17 protein-coding genes and 1 pseudogene are annotated in these 18,525 nt (G+C 29.4%); 6 read left to right on the plus strand and 12 right to left on the minus strand.

Features of this window, described 5'->3' with window-relative positions; all coding sequences use genetic code 11:
- The first annotated feature begins 69 nt into the window (after positions 1-69).
- Positions 70-1,284, plus strand: a complete 1,215-nt coding sequence (locus ABXT48_RS05335; protein WP_415302752.1) for a primosomal protein — start codon at positions 70-72, stop codon at positions 1,282-1,284.
- On the opposite strand, the gene ABXT48_RS05340 is transcribed toward ABXT48_RS05335, so the two are convergent.
- The 12 genes from ABXT48_RS05340 to ABXT48_RS05395 all read right to left on the minus strand — a co-directional run bounded on the left by ABXT48_RS05340 (position 1,281) and on the right by ABXT48_RS05395 (position 12,824).
- The gene (locus tag ABXT48_RS05340; protein WP_415302753.1) at positions 1,281-3,503 is read right to left on the minus strand and encodes a 3-hydroxyacyl-CoA dehydrogenase NAD-binding domain-containing protein; all 2,223 of its coding nucleotides are present in this window, start codon (positions 3,501-3,503) and stop codon (positions 1,281-1,283) included. The genes ABXT48_RS05335 and ABXT48_RS05340 overlap by 4 nt on opposite strands.
- A gap of 56 nt (positions 3,504-3,559) precedes the next feature.
- Positions 3,560-4,414: an ABC transporter permease gene (locus tag ABXT48_RS05345; protein WP_415285973.1), complete on the minus strand. Its 855-nt coding sequence runs from the start codon at positions 4,412-4,414 to the stop codon at positions 3,560-3,562.
- A gap of 3 nt (positions 4,415-4,417) precedes the next feature.
- Positions 4,418-5,665 carry an ABC transporter permease gene (locus tag ABXT48_RS05350; RefSeq protein WP_415285974.1) on the minus strand — a complete coding sequence of 416 codons (1,248 nt, stop codon included), beginning with the start codon at positions 5,663-5,665 and terminating at the stop codon, positions 4,418-4,420.
- 85 nt (positions 5,666-5,750) lie between these two features.
- Positions 5,751-6,872: an extracellular solute-binding protein gene (locus ABXT48_RS05355; RefSeq protein WP_415285975.1), complete on the minus strand. Its 1,122-nt coding sequence runs from the start codon at positions 6,870-6,872 to the stop codon at positions 5,751-5,753.
- A 125-nt stretch (positions 6,873-6,997) separates the two neighbouring features.
- Positions 6,998-8,086, minus strand: coding sequence for an ABC transporter ATP-binding protein (locus ABXT48_RS05360; protein ID WP_415285976.1), 1,089 nt, complete (start codon positions 8,084-8,086; stop codon positions 6,998-7,000).
- A 60-nt stretch (positions 8,087-8,146) separates the two neighbouring features.
- Entirely contained in the window at positions 8,147-9,313 is a 1,167-nt protein-coding gene (locus tag ABXT48_RS05365) for a M24 family metallopeptidase (RefSeq protein WP_415285977.1), read from the minus strand.
- 5 nt (positions 9,314-9,318) lie between these two features.
- Entirely contained in the window at positions 9,319-10,062 is a 744-nt protein-coding gene (locus tag ABXT48_RS05370) for a racemase (protein WP_415285978.1), read from the minus strand.
- 326 nt (positions 10,063-10,388) lie between these two features.
- Entirely contained in the window at positions 10,389-11,207 is an 819-nt protein-coding gene (locus ABXT48_RS05375) for an alpha/beta hydrolase (RefSeq protein WP_415285980.1), read from the minus strand.
- A gap of 357 nt (positions 11,208-11,564) precedes the next feature.
- Positions 11,565-11,858, minus strand: a complete 294-nt coding sequence (locus ABXT48_RS05380; RefSeq protein ID WP_415285981.1) for a hypothetical protein — start codon at positions 11,856-11,858, stop codon at positions 11,565-11,567.
- Between the two features lie 22 nt (positions 11,859-11,880).
- A complete protein-coding gene (locus ABXT48_RS05385) occupies positions 11,881-12,309 on the minus strand; it encodes a CBS domain-containing protein (RefSeq protein WP_415285983.1) in 429 nt (142 codons plus the stop codon).
- A 140-nt stretch (positions 12,310-12,449) separates the two neighbouring features.
- Positions 12,450-12,602, minus strand: a complete 153-nt coding sequence (locus tag ABXT48_RS05390) for a hypothetical protein (protein ID WP_415302755.1) — start codon at positions 12,600-12,602, stop codon at positions 12,450-12,452.
- Between the two features lie 42 nt (positions 12,603-12,644).
- Complete coding sequence (locus tag ABXT48_RS05395; protein ID WP_415285985.1) at positions 12,645-12,824, minus strand: hypothetical protein; 180 nt, start codon at positions 12,822-12,824, stop codon at positions 12,645-12,647.
- A gap of 557 nt (positions 12,825-13,381) precedes the next feature.
- Between ABXT48_RS05395 and ABXT48_RS05400 the strand changes: the two are divergent.
- From ABXT48_RS05400 to ABXT48_RS05420, 5 genes and pseudogenes are all read left to right on the plus strand, one after another.
- A pseudogene (locus ABXT48_RS05400) lies at positions 13,382-13,936 on the plus strand (NifU family protein).
- A 10-nt stretch (positions 13,937-13,946) separates the two neighbouring features.
- Complete coding sequence (locus tag ABXT48_RS05405) at positions 13,947-14,177, plus strand: hypothetical protein (RefSeq protein ID WP_415285988.1); 231 nt, start codon at positions 13,947-13,949, stop codon at positions 14,175-14,177.
- Positions 14,178-14,618: 441 nt separating this feature from the next.
- Positions 14,619-16,163: a tetratricopeptide repeat protein gene (locus ABXT48_RS05410; protein ID WP_415302756.1), complete on the plus strand. Its 1,545-nt coding sequence runs from the start codon at positions 14,619-14,621 to the stop codon at positions 16,161-16,163.
- Positions 16,164-16,469: 306 nt separating this feature from the next.
- A complete protein-coding gene (locus tag ABXT48_RS05415) occupies positions 16,470-16,607 on the plus strand; it encodes a hypothetical protein (protein ID WP_415302758.1) in 138 nt (45 codons plus the stop codon).
- Positions 16,586-18,472, plus strand: a complete 1,887-nt coding sequence (locus ABXT48_RS05420) for a tetratricopeptide repeat protein (RefSeq protein WP_415285990.1) — start codon at positions 16,586-16,588, stop codon at positions 18,470-18,472. Before ABXT48_RS05415 ends, ABXT48_RS05420 begins: the two co-directional genes overlap by 22 nt.
- The last annotated feature ends 53 nt before the right edge of the window (positions 18,473-18,525 follow it).

Raw genomic sequence — 18,525 nt, forward strand, 5'->3', positions numbered from 1 at the left:
GTAAAATCTCAAGTTGAACCCATTTTAGCCAGTCTATTACTATTATTATTAGTTAAAATTTGATCAAATATGTATGTGAAAATTGTCCTAAATAATACAATTAGGAAAAAAATTAATTTAAGTAGAAAAAAATTAATTGACCAACCATTAAAAATTTTAAAAAAAATTAATTTAGAAAAATTAACAAAGTTCACATCATCATCACTAGCAGAAAAATATAAGAACTTCAAAGAAAAAGCTAAACAAAAAGAACTTAATAGAATCAAATTATTAAAAAAAGAAAAAATTAAGGAGTTAAAAAAAGAAAACTTGGAACAAGAAAAACAAAAAAATGAAGAGATAAGGTTAATTAAACAAAATGAATTAAATCTAATAAAGGAAGAAAAACAAAAAATAGAGAAACAAGAAAAACTAAAAGCAAAAATTATAAAACAACAACAGCAAATTGAAAGAAAAAAAATTAAACTTGAAGCTCAAAGGATTAAAGCTGAAGAGCAAAAACTAAGAGATGAAGAAGAGGAAAAAACAAGACAAGATGATTTAAAATTAAAAGAAGAAAAACTAAGATTAGAATTTTTTGAAAAGCAAAGAATAAGACAAGAGCAACAAAAAGCCAAAATTGAAAATGATAAAATAATGGCTCTTGAGAGACAGAATGCCCGTGAAGCTAAACAAAAAATAAAAGATGAGGAAGAAAGATTAAAGAATATTGAGATTGATAAACAAAAAAAAAATGAGCAAAGATTAAATGAAGAGGAACATAAATTAAATTATCAAAAACAAAAACTCGAAGAAATTGAACAAAATATCAAAAAAATTGAGGTTGAAAGATTAAGAGAAAAAGAAATAAAAATATTAAAAGAAGCTGATGAGTTGAGAGAAAAAGAAAAACAACTTAGACTAAAAGAACAATTAGAAATAGAAGAACTTAAGGAATTGAGACTAAATGATCTCAATCAAAGAAAAACTGAGGAAGAATTACAATTAAAAGAAGAAGAAATAAAATTAGAAAATCTAAGGGAACAAAAAATAATTCAAGCCAGAATTCTTGAAGAGAAAAGAGTCAAAGATGAAGAAGAGAGAATAAAAGAATGGGAAAGAAAATTTGATAAGGAGCAAATAGTAAAAGAAGAAGAATTGATTAAAAAGTTTAATGACCAATTAATTAGAGAAAAAGAAGAAAGTGAAAAGATAATAGAATTTAAAAAAGAAGCAGTAATAGAAGAAAAGAAAGAAGAAATATTAGAAAATGAGGTAAAGAAAGAAGAAGACGAAAAATATTAGTTAATTAAAGGTTTTCCTGTTGCTAGTGTGTGTTTAATTCTATCTCGAGTTTCTTTTGTTTCGATTAATCTCATAAATGCATCTAATTCTAATTTAAATAAATCATCTTCTGATAAAATTTTATCAATAGTTGTGTCTCCACCACTCAAAACATGGGCCAATTCTTTTGCAACAGTCACACCATGATCACCAATTATTTTTTCATTATAAAGCTTTTCTACAATTTTATTCATTTCTATAAAAACTTCTTTCCCTGGTAGGTTAAATTCTGTTTCTAATGGGACTTTAAATTCTTTATTGTCATCTAAGATTTTTTTTGAAACTTCTAGTAAACTATTTCTATTCATTATCTTTTTATCTTCAGGTTTTAAATATTTCAATGGTTCTGCTTCAACTGGTGAAGTTGCAGTTTTTCCATAACCAATAATATCAAACACTTTAAGAGGTGCGTAATGAGGATCTTTTTTAGCTTCATCCGTATCAAGCCATCTTGCTAACATTTCTTTACATCCTCCACCTGCTGGAATTAATCCAACTATCGTTTCCACTAATCCAACTACAATATTTGTATGTGAGGCTACAAAATTACTTTGAACCATAACTTCAAATCCGCCACCAAGTGTTAACCCTGATGGTGCAGATACAACCGGATGATTAGAGTACTTAAGATGTTTGCAGGTTTCTTGAAAATATCTAATAAATTTTTCTATGGATTGAAAATCATTCTTATTTGCAAAATCCATCGTATAACTCAAGTTTACTCCAGCAGAAAATTGCATACTTTCATTTATTATAATCAACGGTTTATCTATAGCTTTTTTTAAAGCATCCATTGAATCGTAATCTAGAGTATTTGCTTTAGTGGTAAACTCGACAATATTATAATCATTAAATCTATATATCTGAGCTGAGCTATTTCCATCCACACTTAATGCTTTCTTTTTTGCTTTTCCAAATGTTTCAATGTCGGTATATTTTTGTCTAGATCCATAAAAATTTTGATTTCTATTTTGAGATAAATTTTCTAAAAAAGTATTTCCTTTGATATCATCAATCTTACCAAAAAAAGTTTCTACTCCAATTTCTTCCAACATTTCAAACGGACCTTTAGTCCAGTTAAAACCCAACCTCATTGCTTCATCAATATCATTAAAATCTTTTGTAATTGACGGAACTAAAGAAGAGGCATATTTAATAATCTTAGAAATAACAGACCAAGCATACTCGCCATACCTATCTTCTCTTGAGATCAATTTTTTAAGATCTACTTTATCTGATTTAATATTAATCTTTTTACTTGCTGAATATTCACCAGTTTCAAGATTAATTGCTTCCATAACTTTAACTTCACCAGTTTTATTAACCCTGTAAAACCCACCCTTGCCTTTTCGACCTGTGTACCCAGTTTCAATTAACGTCTTTACTAAAGGAATTTCTTTTGCAACTGTTTGAAAAGGATCATTTTCTGGCAATTCTTTAATAAAACTTTTTAAAACATCGGCCATTAAATCAATACCAATTAAATCATAAAGACCAAACACACCTGTTTTTGGTATACCCATTGGTCTTCCAAAAATTGCATCAGCTTCTTCTATCGTTAGTTTCATTTTAAAAGCCTCCGTCATTGCAACTTGCATTGCAAAAACACCTATTCTATTTCCTAAAAAACCTGGAGTGTCATTACAAATAATCGCACCTTTTCCAAGTTCTGTTTCACAAAAATTTTTTAAAGAGTTTATTTTATCTAAATCATTATTTTCATTTTTAACTATCTCTAATAATCCCATGTATCTAACTGGATTAAAAAAGTGTGTGATGCAGAAATCTTTTTTTTCTTCTTCTGATAAATGTTCAGATAAGATTTTAATAGGTATAGATGAGGTGTTTGAGGATACTATTGCACCTTTTTTTCTTTCCTTAAATATTTTTTCATAAATATCATGTTTGATATCTATTCTTTCAACAACAGCTTCTACTACCCAGTCAGCTTCTTTTACTTCATCAAAATTATCTAAAATATTTCCTACTTTAATGTTATTTATTTTTGACTTATCTAATAAAAGTGGAGGTCTTGATTTTTGAATTTTATCTCGTGCTTGCTCACTTATTTCAGTTCTTAAATCTAATAAAGTTACTGGAATATTTGCATTGCATAAATGTGCTGCAATTCCACTACCCATAGTACCTGACCCAATAACTACTACTTTTTTAATTTCCATAAGATTTAAAAATTGAAGAACTATTTATAATAAAAAAAATGAACTTAGTAAATAAATTACCTATTAATTCCTCTTAGTCTTTCAGACCTTCTTCTTAAAAGTTCTGCACTAACTAGAATTAATGTAGACATTATAATCAAACAAGTTGCCACAGCCATTATTGTTGGACTTAACTGCTCTCTAAGACCAACCCACATTTGAATTGGAATAGTGGTGTTTTCTAATCCTGCTAAGAATAATACAACTACAACTTCATCAAATGAAGTCACAAATGCAAATAGTGCACCAGAAATAACACCTGGTAAAATTAATGGTAATGTTATTTTCATAAAAGTATTTACTGGATTACTTCCCAAACTTGCAGCAGCTCTTGTAACACTATGATCAAAACCTGTTAATGTTGCTGTTACTGTAATAACTACAAATGGTGTTCCTAAAATAATGTGTGCTAAAATTATTCCTGTATGTGTTGCAGCCAAACCTACTTTTGCCATAAAGAAAAAGATCGCTGTTCCTGAAATAATTAGTGGAACAATCATTGGCGATATTAATAAAGCCATGAATGCTGCTTTATAAGGCATATGCCTGCTGCTTAAACCTAATGCTGCAACCGTTCCAAGAATTGTTGAGCCAATTGTTGCAAAGAAAGCAATAATAATACTATTTTTTGCAGCAAGTCCCCATGGATTTTTAGTTCCATAAATCATGTCCTCATACCATCTTAAAGAAAAACCATCTGGATCAAGTGCTAACATTTTTGCTGAAAAGTGAATGTATTGCTCGGCATTAAATGAAAGTGGCAAGATTATAAACAATGGCGCAATTAAAAAGAAAAATACTAATCCACAAATAGTTAAATATGTGTAGTGCCAAATTCTATAATTCCATGCTGTATAAGTTGGTAATGACATAATTTATCCTAGTTTAATATTATCTATTCCTACTAATTTATTATAAATCCAGTAAATAGTTAAGACACCAACCAACAGCATTGTGCCTAATGCAGCTGCAAATGACCAATCTAAAGAACTTTTCATATGATAAGCAATCGTATTACTAATTAAGGATCCACTTGCTCCTCCAACTAATGCAGGAGTTATATAATAACCTATTGCTAAAATAAAAACTAACAAGGACCCAGCACCAATTCCAGGAACTGTTAATGGAAAATATATTTTTCTAAATGCTACAAATGGTGTTCCACCCAAAGATTTTCCAGCTCTCATTAAGCTTGGAGATATTGTTTTCATTACACTGTAAAGTGGTAATACCATAAAAGGTAGTAAGATTTGAGTCATCGCAACAAAAGTTCCAATTACATTATACATTAACTCAGGCCTATTATCGTTTGCTGCAAGTCCAAGAAATACAATTAAATCATTAATTGGGCCTTGCTGTTGAAGCAAAACCATCCAACTTGAGGTTCTAACTAATAGTGATGTCCAGAATGGAAGAAGTACACATATCATTAGTAAATTACTATATTTCATAGGTAATGTAGCTAATAAGTATGAAATTGGATAAGCAAGTATGAAGCAAAATATAGTTACCCAAAAAGCAACTTTGAGAGTTCTTAACCATAGTATCTTATGAATTCTTCTATCTTCATCTTGTTGAATTATTTTTCCATCTTGATTAAACTTTAAATCCACACCTTTTAGATATTTAGCATAAGTCCAGTTTGGTGCAGCATTCTTTAAAGCAACCAAATATTCAGGTTGGCCCCATCTCTTGTGAACAATTATAAATTGCTCTTTATAATTACCTTCTTCAAATTTTCCAATTTTTCTAACTGTTTTTTTAATTAAGCTACTAAATCCACCTTTTTCATAATTCAGTCTTGCTATAATCTTACCATAAGTTTTAGTCTTTTTTAAATATGCTAAATCTTTATAAAGTGCTGCATATACTGGTTCATCAGGTAAATCTTTACCATCCCATTTTTCAATCGCTGTAAAGGTATTTGGTAGCATTTTGGTGATCATTCGATCATCAACACTTCTAAATAGCATGTCACCTATTGGAAATACGTATGTGATTATAAGAAATAAAAATAATGGAGCTACAAGCATCACTGCTTTTAACTTATTTTTTCTCTCAGCTTTCCTTAAACTTACCTCTAGAGGTAGTCCATCTGATGATAGTATTTGTTCTGTACTCATATTTTAAAAAATCTTAAAAAAAAAGGGCGGTTATTTTGTAACCGCCCTAATATTTTATAATAAAAACTTAATCTATAAAACTAAATTATAGTCCAGCTTTCATTGCTTCCCATTTCTCGTTGATTTCATCTTGGTTATCTGCCCAGAAATCAGGATTCATTAGGATATATTTTTTAGTGTTAATAGGTGCTGTAGGCATGTGTTGTACCATGCTTGTTTTACCATCTTTATACCATGGCTCTCCAGCATCTATAATAGCAATTGAAGACTTTCTCCAAGGAGCGTAAGCAATATACTTAGCACTTCCAGCTAAACCTTCAGTACTTGTCATTTCTCTAAGTACTTTCATAGCTTCACCGTTAGCATCGTTAGGTCCACCTTTAACCATTGCAAAATATTCATAGTCAAGAATTTGTCCATCCCATACTTGTACAAGAGGAGTTCCTTCCATTTGCGCGTTAAAGAATCTACCGTTCCAACCAGTTGCCATTACTACTTCACCATTAGCAAGTAATTCAGGCGGTTGAGCTCCAGCACTCCAGAATACACATCCACCATTTGGATCAGTACAAAGGTCTGTAATCATTTTCATTGCTCTATCAACTCCACCATCAGCTTCAAGTTTTCTGTAAGTTAAGTCAGAACCTTTACCAGGGTTTACACCGTCTGCAGTGATAGCAATTTCTAAGTTAGACATTGCACCTTTGTAAATTGATCTTTTTCCAGGAAACTTCTTAGTGTCAAAAAAGTCTTTTAGTGTAGTAGGCTTTTTGTCACCAATTGTTGCGTCATTGTAAGCATAGTTCCAAGAGTACAAGATGTTTCCAACTGCACATTTAGAAGGCATGCTAGTGAAGAAGTCTTGACTTGCAGGAGTTCCATCTGGAGCAGGTGCGAAGTCTTTATCGAAATCGAATTCAACAAAAATTCCTTCGTCACAACCAATGATAGTATCTTTTGCGTATACATCAATGATGTCCCAAGTGATTTTTCCAGCTTCTTTTTGAGCTTTAATCTCTGATAATCCACCTGTGTAATCTACCCAGTTTACAGCTATACCTAATTTAGCAGCCGTAGGATCACCGTACCCTAATTTTTGACTTTCAGTGTAAGCACCACCCCAAGACACTACAGTAACTGCAAATGCTGAAGTTGTGATAGAAAGTACAAAAGATAGGGCAAGTAATAATTTACTTAGTTTTTTCATTTTCTCTCCTATTTAACGTTAACGTTTTGTTAATTTATAAAGTGAAAGTAAAACAATATAGGTACGTTTAGTCAACAGTCAATTATGGCTTATTTGCCTTTATTTATTTAGGAAATTTTTATAGCTTATTTTGGATCTAAAGCTCTACAGTCAACACTGTTCCAGCCTATATTAAGCACATTACCCTTTTTAAGGTCTAGTCTTGCAGTGCTATTTGGTACTTTAAGGATAAAATCTTTATTTCCAAGTAAATCAACTCTTAGTCTTGTGTGATCACCATGATAAATTATTTCTTCAATTTTACCTTTATGATTGTTATCCATTTTATCTATAGGATCTATAATTGCTCTTTCAGGTCTTAGTGAAACTTTAGTTTTATCCCCTTTTGTTTTTACAGCAACTGGATTTGCTAAAATTTCAGTACCATCTTCTAATTTTACTTTACATTTGTCACCTGAAATATCTGCAACTTGACCTAAAAATTTATTATTCTCTCCAATAAATTCAGCAACAAAAGAATTAACTGGTTTCTCGTATAATTCATCTGGGCTTGATAACTGTTGAACTTTTCCATCATTAAAAACTGCAATACGGTTTGACATTGTTAACGCTTCAGTTTGATCGTGTGTTACATAAACAACTGTTACACCAATGCTTTCATGAATATGTTTAATTTCATACTGCATACTCTCTCTTAAATTTTTATCTAAAGCTCCAAGTGGCTCATCCATAAGTACAACTTGTGGATCAAAAACTAATGATCTTGCAACAGCAACACGTTGTTGTTGTCCACCAGATAATTGCATCGGCATTCTTGCTTCAAAACCGTGTAGTGAAACCATTGATAAGGCTTTATCAATTTTTTTATCTGCTTCATCTTTTGGAATTTTTCTAACTCTTAATGGAAAAGCTAAGTTTTCATAAACAGTCATATGAGGGAACAAAGCATAGTTTTGGAATACCATTCCAATTCCTCTTTTGTGAGGTGGAATGTTTGAAATCACCTTACCATCTAGATAAATTTCTCCATGAGTTGGAGTTTCAAAACCAGCAAGCATCATTAAACAAGTTGTTTTACCAGAACCAGAGGGTCCCAACATAGTTACAAACTCACCTTCTTCAATGTCCAGATTCAATCCTTTAACGACTAATATTTTGCCATCATAGCTTTTGTCTACATTGTCAAATTTTACAAATTCTTTGTTTTTTGCCATATTTTTTTCAAGGGATTTAAAACATTTGTTAGCTTGTTTATCAAGTTTTTTTTATTTCAATTACTTAATATGCAGATTTTTTGAAAAATTACAAAATAACTCACACCCTTTATCAGTTATTCGTATTGCTTCTGATGCTTCAACACCCCACCCTCCAAATTGCATTACAGCAATCATATGAAAAGTAACATTTGGTTCTAAAATAGTCATATCGCCTTTAGATATATTAAGAGTATGTTCACCCCAATCAGGTGGATAGCCAATTCCTATTGAATAACCAGTTCTAGAGGTTTTTTCTATTCCATATTTATCTAGAATTTTCCAAAAAGCTTGCGCAACATCATCTGCCGTTTGTCCAGGTTTTGCAGCATCTATTCCAGCTTGAAGAGCCTCATTTGTTTTATTCATAGTATCAATTTTCATTTGATCAGGTTTTCCAAGTAAAACTGTTCTTGCCATTGGGCAATGGTACCTTTGATACACCCCTGAAAGCTCAATAATTGTAGCCTCACCCTCAACAAACTTATCTTGTGTTGCTGTTAAATGTGATGCTGAAGTACCTTTTCCTGTTGGAAGTAGCGTTGCAATACTTGAATATTCACCACCAAATTCTGGGGTTCCATAAAATAATGCTTTTTGAATTTCACCTACGGCATCGCATTGTCTGACACCAGGATTTATAACATCAATTGCTGTTTGCATTCCTTTTTGAGAAATTATTGCTGCAGATTTCATAAGTTCTATCTCTGCATTAGATTTAACAACACGAGCCCAATTAACCAATCTTTCAGAATCTTTTAACTTAGCATTTGGCAACCCTTGTTTCATTTTTTTATAACAATAAGCTGTAAAATAATGACTATCCATTTCTAAACCTATTGTAAGTTTATCCCATTTTCTCACTTTTATAATTTCTACTAAATTATCGTAAGGGTGCACTGGCCAAGTATGAATATATTTTTCATCATAAACTAAAATATTTTCATTTTTTAAATAAGTTTTTATATAAGCTCCACCTGAGTCTTGCTTTCTAACCCAGCATAATGGTTCATCAGCATTCACATGTACAATTACAGCTTGAGCATAATAAAATGACCAAGCATCATAGCCAGTTAAATAGTTCATATTGGCTGTATCACTAGAGATTAATAGTTCTATGCTTTTTTCTTGCATTGAGCTTTGAACTTTTTTTAATCTTGCTTTGTATTCCTCTTTGCTAAAATTCATATACTTTAACTATTAAATAATTTTCCAAAACCGTCAATCTTTTCTTTATAATTAATCACATTAAGAGAATCCCAAATTAAAGTTTGATTACTTGATAGAACAACTTTCTTTAATTTTTCTTCTAGCTTGTTAATTATAGATAGTACTGGTAAAGCTGTACACGAAACAAATAACGCCTCACTATCTTCAAGATCTATTTTTGACAAGACATCAAATAAATGATCCTCATCAACTTTTCCAATATCTAAATCAGAATCAATATCAAAATAAGTTAAAGAATTAATGCTAATGTTTTTTTTTTCAAAGTAATTAACTACGGAATCATTTATTGTTTTTGTATAAGGTGTAAAAATAGATATCTTATTAATGCCTAATTTATTTAATGCTTTAATAGCTGCAGTTATTGGTGTTGTTACTTTTGCTTCTGGTTTAGCTAAATTTACTTTTTCTTTTATCACATCATACCCAGCTGCAACTGTTCCGGATGTGCAACCATACGCTACACAATCTATTTTTTGATCTGGCAAAATATCCTTTGTAACATCGGTAATATCATCTGACATTTTAGCTAACGTTTCATTGGTTAGGGGATTATAACAATGAATTCTATTTACATAGAGATCAATGTCTCTTCCATAGATCACATTATTAAAATCCTTTTCAATTCTAAAATCACTTCCTAGCGTTATAAGACCAATTCTTGGGTTGGATTTTGAAATGTATTTTGGCTCAACCTTGTTTAATTTCATAAATTACCTGTAATATTTTAATTAAATATATATTGAATAAGGAGTTTAGTTAAAATAGAGTTTAGGAAAAAGCGTACATAACTCGTCGTTACTTAAGGTTTAAACGGTACTAAAGAATACGGAAGTGGGATCAGTCGCCCTTGAATAGCAAATTGCTATTTTCCTTTAACATCCTCTGACACCCTAAATTGTTATCTCATTTAAGATTTCATTTAAAAAATGTTTATAAAAATAAGCACTATTGATGAAACAACATACTGAAAAACTAATAAAAAATCTGGGTCATAACAATCCCCAAACGATAATTTCTATAAGTTTTTTTTTATTTAATTTAATCTCTCTAAATATTCCTTCAAAACTACCATCATCTTTTCGTTGTATTCCATCATATGATTGTCTTTTTCAGGAAAATAAAAATATTTTGGTTCATTAGCTAATTCATACATTTTTTTACCCATCCAAAATGGCACTATTTTATCTTCTTCTCCATGCATAATTAAAATTGGAGACTTAAGATTTTTAATTTTTTTATCACTTTCGTATTTATCTTTAAGTAAAAATCTAATTGGAAAATATGGATACACATTTTTTGCTGCATCAACCATAGATGTAAATGGGGATTCCAGTATAACGCCTGCAAATTTATGGTTTTGGGCAACATGAGTTGCAATCCCAGTGCCTAAAGACTCACCATACAGAACAATGTCATTATCTTTAAGTCCTTTTTCTTTTAACCAATTAATTGCACTCTCACCATCCTCATATAAACCTTTTTCTGATGGTTTGCCTAAGTTTCCACTAAATCCTCTCCAAGAAATAATTAAAAAATTTATATTCATGTCTTTAAAATGATTAATTTTATGTATTCTATTTTCTAGTGTTCCTGCATTACCATGGAAGAAAACTAAAGTTTTAAAATTGCTAAGATCTTTTTCATGAAACCATCCAAGTAATTCAAAATTATCACTCGTCTTAATTTTTACTTTTTCTATTTTAACTTTTAATTCGTCACCAAAGTAATTATTTTCTTTTGGCTCATATAATAAATTTCGTTGAAATATAAATATAATAAAAAGTAAAGAAAAGTAGGCTATTGGTATAATTAAAATTATTTTCAACAAATACTCTTTAAAAAAAAAATTCATCTTCTTCTTTGTTTTTAGAACAAGAAACTAACAACAAACCCAAAACCAAGATCCCCAAAAACTTTTTCATTAATTAAATTTATCCATAATTGATTAATAAAATTATTATAGCGATAGTTATTAACACAGCACTCACAATAATATAATTCAGCCTGATATTAAATTTTTTGAATACTATTTCAGTAATTTTTTCCCAGAATACTACAATCAAGAGGACAATTATAGCTGGTAGAATATATTTGATCATTACGGTAACCTACAAATACTTTTTTTAGGATCCACAAAACATATTACGTGAGCACTAGATTATCGAAACGTTTATATAGCTGCGTTATATTTCGCTAGTATTGACTTATTTTATCCTTTGTATTGTTCAAGGAGATCATCTCCCATTGGTGTGGTAACAGTATTTGCTAAATCTACACCAGCAGCTGCTCTTGCTTTATGAATTTCATCGTCAGCTTTAAAAGCTTCAAGACCTTCCATTGTATCAAATTTAATTATTGTAGTGAATTTAGTGTCATCACTTTTTTCTGATCCTGCATAAAGAAATGTCATTCCATATTTTTTTATTTTTTCTGAATGCCCGTGAACCATTGTTTTCCATTCTGCAAAAGTTCTTATCTTTCCATCTATTTTTACTATCATCATTTTCTCCTTTTGTTTATTTTTATTATTTATTTATAAAATCTGTTAAATGTTGGTTTTCATCTTTATATTGTTCAATAATATGATTTACCACATCTCCAATAGACACAATGCCTAATAGTTTTTTTTCTTCTATTATAGGGATATGTCTAATTTTATGATTAGAAATTATTTCCATTAATTCTGTAACAGAAGTGTTTAGATTACAAGATATTATATTTGTAGTCATTATTTTGGTAACCAGTAATTCACTGCTGAATTCATCTTTATAAATATATCGAGCAAGATCTCGCTCAGAAATAATTCCAATTACACTTTTATCGTGTCCACTTAATACCGGCATCACACCAACGTTATGTGTTTGAAGTTTGTTGCTTGCTGTCTTTAATGTATCTTTTTCAGTTAATGTAAAACATTCTCTATTAGAAAGTTTTGTAACTAGTTTTCTCGCCATTTTTATATTATATGTTTATTTTATTGCCATCAAGATCCTAGCACAAAAATGTTACTCGTAGATAGGTTTTAATTTTGTTCAAGCTTCTAATTTTTGTTCTATCAACTTGTTGCTAATTAAGAATTACAGAATAACACCATTTATTTTTTTGACAGCTCATCTTTCATAGCTAATTTAAGCTTTTTTAAGATTCTTAAATCGTACCAACTTTTAGGTCCTCTTTTTGAGCTTCTTTGTTTTTCAGCAACAGTTACTTTTTTTTTAAGATCTTTGTGTTTTTCTTTTATTTTCATTTATTTGATCACTCTGAACAAAACAATTTATCATATTAATTTTTATTCATCTGACATTGGACAAGGTGATAATGGTTCTAATTTCTCTTGGAGTTTTTCTGATGTAGTTCGTTCTTTTTTATTTCTTTTAGATTCCTCAGAACTTTCTGCTAATTGATTTCTTTTTTTTTCAGCTTCTTCTTCTAAATATTTTTTAAATCTTATTCCTCGAACAATCTCCATAAATTTATTATCTTGCTTATCTTTTCGTACTCCAATTAAACAATCTCTACGTATTGTGTAATTTTACTAAGTTTATAATGCAAATTAATGTTAAGACTTTTTAAAATCATAGTAGACATAATTATTTTAAAATTATATTTTCTAATTTTAAGGGGGTCACCCTTTCGGTAAACCCCAAAAGAGTTCCCCTATAAGTGGCGGTCTACGCCAAAATCCATAATAATGGATTTATGTTTTCTTGATCTTAGTTAGTCTTTTATTATTTAGTCACAACCAGCTAAATTTCAGGTGGTGATAGGCTCATAATCGACCTCCTTTATTGATTGTTTAAATCATACCATCTCCAAATACCCTATTCAAAACATTTATTTTCTTTTATGTTAAATATATTTATTGAATATGATTTAGCAGAATAATATAATTTCGAAAATTTAAACAAACCTTCTTCCCATGCTTTTTCCCGTATAAAAAATACTTTAAACCGTCTCAATTTTATTGAAATAATCTTATAAAAAATATAAAATTTTTATAAGTAATTAATTAAATATATTGTTTTAATGAATATACAAACAGAAGCGACTCCAAATCCTTCCAGCTTAAAATTTTTACCAGGTAAAACTGTAATGGAAAAGGAAACGGCCGATTTTCGTAATGTCGAAGAAGCAAAATTCTCTCCATTCGCCTTAAATTTATTTAAAATTGATGGTGTCGAGGGAGTTTTTTTTGGCTCTGATTTTATTTCAATAACAAAAGCTGACAATCATGATTGACAATATCTCGAATCTTCAATTGTTGAAACTATTAGAGAGGGTTATAAATCAGAGACTGCTTTCATACTTGCTGGTCAAGATAATGCAGGTGACACAAGTACTACCGAAGATACAGAAGCAGTAATTCAAATAAAAAAAGTAATAGATACTCAAGTAAGACCTGCTGTTGCAAGAGACGGTGGAGATATTACTTTTCAAAGTTTTGATAACGGTATTGTCTATCTTCAGATGAAGGGTGCTTGTTCGGGTTGTCCAAGTTCAGCCCTAACTTTAAAAGCGGGTATTGAAAAAACACTTAAACATTATATTCCCGAAGTGCTCGAGGTCCAACAAGTAACCTAAAATAACAATTATGAAACTATTAAGATGTATAATTCCATCAGTAATTAATTTTTTTGTTTATTTAATCTTATCGCTTATAGCAATTTACTGTTTAATTTTTATTGCTAGTTATTTTGCAAGCCAAACTTATGCCATAACTCATGGAGAATATTTTTTAATTTGGATTGTGATGGCAGTTTTTATTAGACAAGTCAGCGGAGATGTTTCGGTATTATTTTTTAAAAAATCTAAAAGAAAATAACCTTAAAATATAAATATTATTTAGTTCTTAACTTTCTTTTCAAGGCTTTTCACTAAAATATTTTTTGATGTAATTTTTTCAGAAATATTTTTTATTTAGAAACAACTTCGGCCACTTTAACTCTCTGAAATAAGCTATATAGTGTAAACTATTAGGAGTCACATTTGAGATAAGGTGTATAGGTGGTCCTAAAAACAGTCAAAAACCCAATCTGTTTAGGGTCCTACTTATTTATTGCTTTAGATATGGGGTTATTGAACTAATGAATTACTAATGAATTTTCCGGATTCTGCGTTAATGTTTCCATAAGGCAATAGAAGATAGATACATAACTCGTCGTTTTACAGGGTTTAAAAGATACCAAGTGTTTTACGAAAGTGGGATCAGTCGCCCTTCAATTGACATTTATAATAATCAAATATTAGTATAAAAAAGATTATTATGAGTAATAGAAATTTAACTACAAAAGAAGCCTTTGAACTTGCTGTTAAAAATCATCAAAAAAATAATATTAAAGAAGCTCAAAATTTTTACAGTAAAATATTAGAGATAGATCCTAATTTTGCAAATGCACATTATAATCTTGGTAATATATTTAAAGAATTGGGAGAAAATCAAAAAGCAAAAGAATGTTACGAAAAAGTAATTAAGATTAATCCTAATCATGCAGATGCACATTATAATTTTGGTAATATATTTAAAGAATTAGGAGAACATCAAAAAGCAAAAGAATGTTACGAAAAAGCAATTAAGATTGATCCTAATTTTGCAAATGCTCTTAATAATCTTGGGGTAATATTTAAAGAATTAAGAGAAAATCAAAAAGCAAAAGAATGTTTTGAAAAAACAATTGAAATTAATCCTAGTTATGTAAATGCACATAATAATCTTGGGGCAATATTTCAAAGATTAGGAGAAAATCAAAAAGCAAAAGAGTGTTATGAAAAAGCAATTGAGATTAATCCAGATTTATTTGATACTTTAAGCAATATTGCAAATCTTTATGTAAGTCGATTGACAGATTTTGAAACAGCTATCAGCAAAAGTAATGAAGCTTTAAAAACATTTCACAAAAATTATAGATTTATTGATCAAAGCATACCTTTGTTCAAGCTTAAACACGATATTGAACAGGCAAACTATCTTAATTCAAAGAATTATAAAATTGATGGGATTGATGAATTTATAAAAATTGGTGATGAAATATTAGGACGCAAAGAAAATAAAGAAGAGAAAAATGACTTTAATAAAAAAATATTTTTAAATAATGATGAGATTAATTCATTGTTACCTTATTTTAAAAAAAATCATACTTATCAAACAAAAACTATTTCTGGAAGCTGTATTAACCTAAATAAAAAATGGTTGGATGTTGAAGATGAATATTTAAATAGTACTAATCAAATAATGTACATTGATGATTTTTTATCAGATGAAGCTCTTATAGAGCTTCGTGAATTTTCTTTAGTATCAAAGGTTTGGTATAAAGAGTATGATAATAAATACCTTGGTGCTTTCTCAGATTCAGGTTTTATTAGTCCAATCCATTTACAAATTGCAACTGATCTTCAACAAAAGTTACCTAAATTATTTGGTCCTCACAAATTAGAAAAGTTTTGGGGATTTAAATATGACTCCACACTTGGCAAAGGAATTAATATTCATGCTGACTTTGCAATTCATAATTTGAATTTCTGGATTACCCCTGATGAGTATAATAATAATAAAAATTCAGGTGGACTAAAAGTTTATGATGAGCCAGCACCAGATAATTGGTCTTTTCATAATTACAATAAGAATCCTAATAAAATTCTTAAATTTTTAAAAGAAAATAACGCGAACTGTATTAATGTGCCTTACAAATTTAATAGAGCTGTTTTGTTTAACTCAGCATATTTTCATGAAACTGATGAAATAGATTTCAAAAATGAATACGAAGGACGTAGGATTAATAATACCTACCTCTTTGGTAGCAGATTGGTTTAGTCATCTCTTGACTAATAAATAGATATATAAATTTTATCTATTATTTATCTCTTTCTTTATTGAATTATAAAACTTATGTATTTACTTACTATATTTCTGTGTGTTAACTAATCTTGTCTTAAAACAATAAAAGATAAATACATAACTCGTCGTTTTACTTGGGTTTAAATGGTACTAAAGAATACGAAAGTGGGATCAGTCGGCTTTAAATTGTAAAACCTACCTTCCCCCTACCATCCCTTAACACTACTTATTCCTATCTAATTTTCCTAATCATCAAACAAATGATCTAAAGATTAAGGACTAATGATGAAAAAACCTACTGACAAACTAGCAACAAATCCGGGTTATAATAATCCACCAGTTAATCCAAAGAGTGTAGATTTCATTAACTTAAAGATTTATAATGTTAAGATAATTTTATGGACCAAACTAAAAATTTAACTGTTAAAGAAATTTTTATTCTTGCTCATCAGAATCATCAACAAAATAAACTTAAAGAAGCTACAAATTATTACAATCAAGTTTTGAAAATTGAACCAAATCATTCACAGGCTCTTAATAATATTGCTCTTATATTTGCAAATTCACAAGAATTTCAAAAAGCAAAAAATTGCTATAAAAAAGTAATTGAAATTAATCCTAAATATGAAGATGCACATAATAATCTTGGAACAGTATTTTATCAATTAGGAGAAAATCAAAAAGCAAAAAACTGTTATGAAAAAGCAATTGAAATTAATCCTAATTATGAAGATGCTCATTATAATCTTGGTAATATTTTTAAATTATTGACAGAAAATCAAAAAGCAAAAAATTGTTATGAAAAAGCAATTGAAATTAATCCTAATTATGAAGATGCATATAATAATCTTGGAGCAGTATTTTATCAATTAGGAGAAAATCAAAAAGCAAAAAATTGTTATGAAAAAGCAATTGAAATTAACCCTAATCATGCAAATGCACATTATAATCTTGGAACAGTATTTTATCAATTAGGAGAAAATCAAAAAGCAAAAAATTGTTATGAAAAAGCAATTGAAATTAATCCTAATTATGCTGACGCACATAATAATCTTGGAACAGTATTTTATCAATTAGGAGAAAATCAAAAAGCAAAAAACTGTTATGAAAAAGCAATTGAAATTAATCCTAATTATGCTGACGCACATAATAATCTTGGAAAGGTATATAAGTTAATTTATAATCATAAAAAATCCGTTGAACATTATCACAAAGCTCTAGTAAATCGAAGTGACATTAATCTTGAAATATCTAAAGAAAAAAAACAAGAGCTTCAACCCGCTACATCTTCTTTTTTTTTAGAACTAACAAATAAGTGTAATTTTCATTGTGAGTTTTGTCCATCTGACTCACAAACACGTCTTCATGGTTATATGGAAATGTCATTGGTCAAAAAAATTCTTGATGAAATTTCACAAAAAAAAATAGTTCCTACGATTAATTTACATTTAATGGGTGAACCAACGTTGCATCCAAAGTTAAATGAAATACTGGCTTATGCAAAAAGTAAAAATGTAAGTGTTGCCCTCACTACAAATGGTAGCACTATGGTTAAAAAAAGAGTACCTAAGCTTTTAGATAATATTTCAGGAACGATTGTGGCAAGTCTAATGACACCAACAGAAGAAACTTACAAAATTCGTGGAGAGGTTGGTTTAAGCTGGGATAGATATGTCGATAACTTCAGATTATTAATTCAGGAACATTTAAAGAAAATTTTAAGAGGTGATAAAATTGAATATGAAATAATATTTAGAGTAATGGTTTCAAATGAAAACAAAAAAGGAATAGTAAAAGTTTTACAATCACCTAAAAGTCTTCAAGAAAATTATGATGAATGGTCTAATTTTACTGAAAATACAGAAAAAGAGTTAGGCTTAACACCTTTTAATCGTCAAAAAATAAACCCAGATAAAACATTTACCCGGTTGGGTGATGGCACGGCAGAAGTTTCTTACTTTTTACAAAGAAATATTAAGATACAATTTTGGCGAGCTTTCACCTTCGCTAATACAAGAGTAAGTGATGAATATAAGCTAGAACCTAAGGAAAAAGCAGAATTCTGTCCTCATCCATTTACAGATTTTGGTGTTTTGTGGAATGGTGATGTTTCTTTATGTTGTCTTGATTATGATGCCACTTTGAAAGTCGGTAATATAAATACTCATTCTGTTGAAGATGTCATGAAAAACAAAGCTTCAAATAAGCTCAGAGCAAGCATGTATGGATTAGAAAAATTACATCCTACTTGTGTAAAATGTCAATCTGGAACTGTAGAAAAATAAACAATTATAATTCCTTTCAAAAAAAAAGGTTATAAGTGATCATAAAAATCCTC

Source organism: Candidatus Pelagibacter sp. Uisw_101 (assembly GCF_047727615.1).
In the GTDB taxonomy this organism is placed as follows: domain Bacteria; phylum Pseudomonadota; class Alphaproteobacteria; order Pelagibacterales; family Pelagibacteraceae; genus Pelagibacter.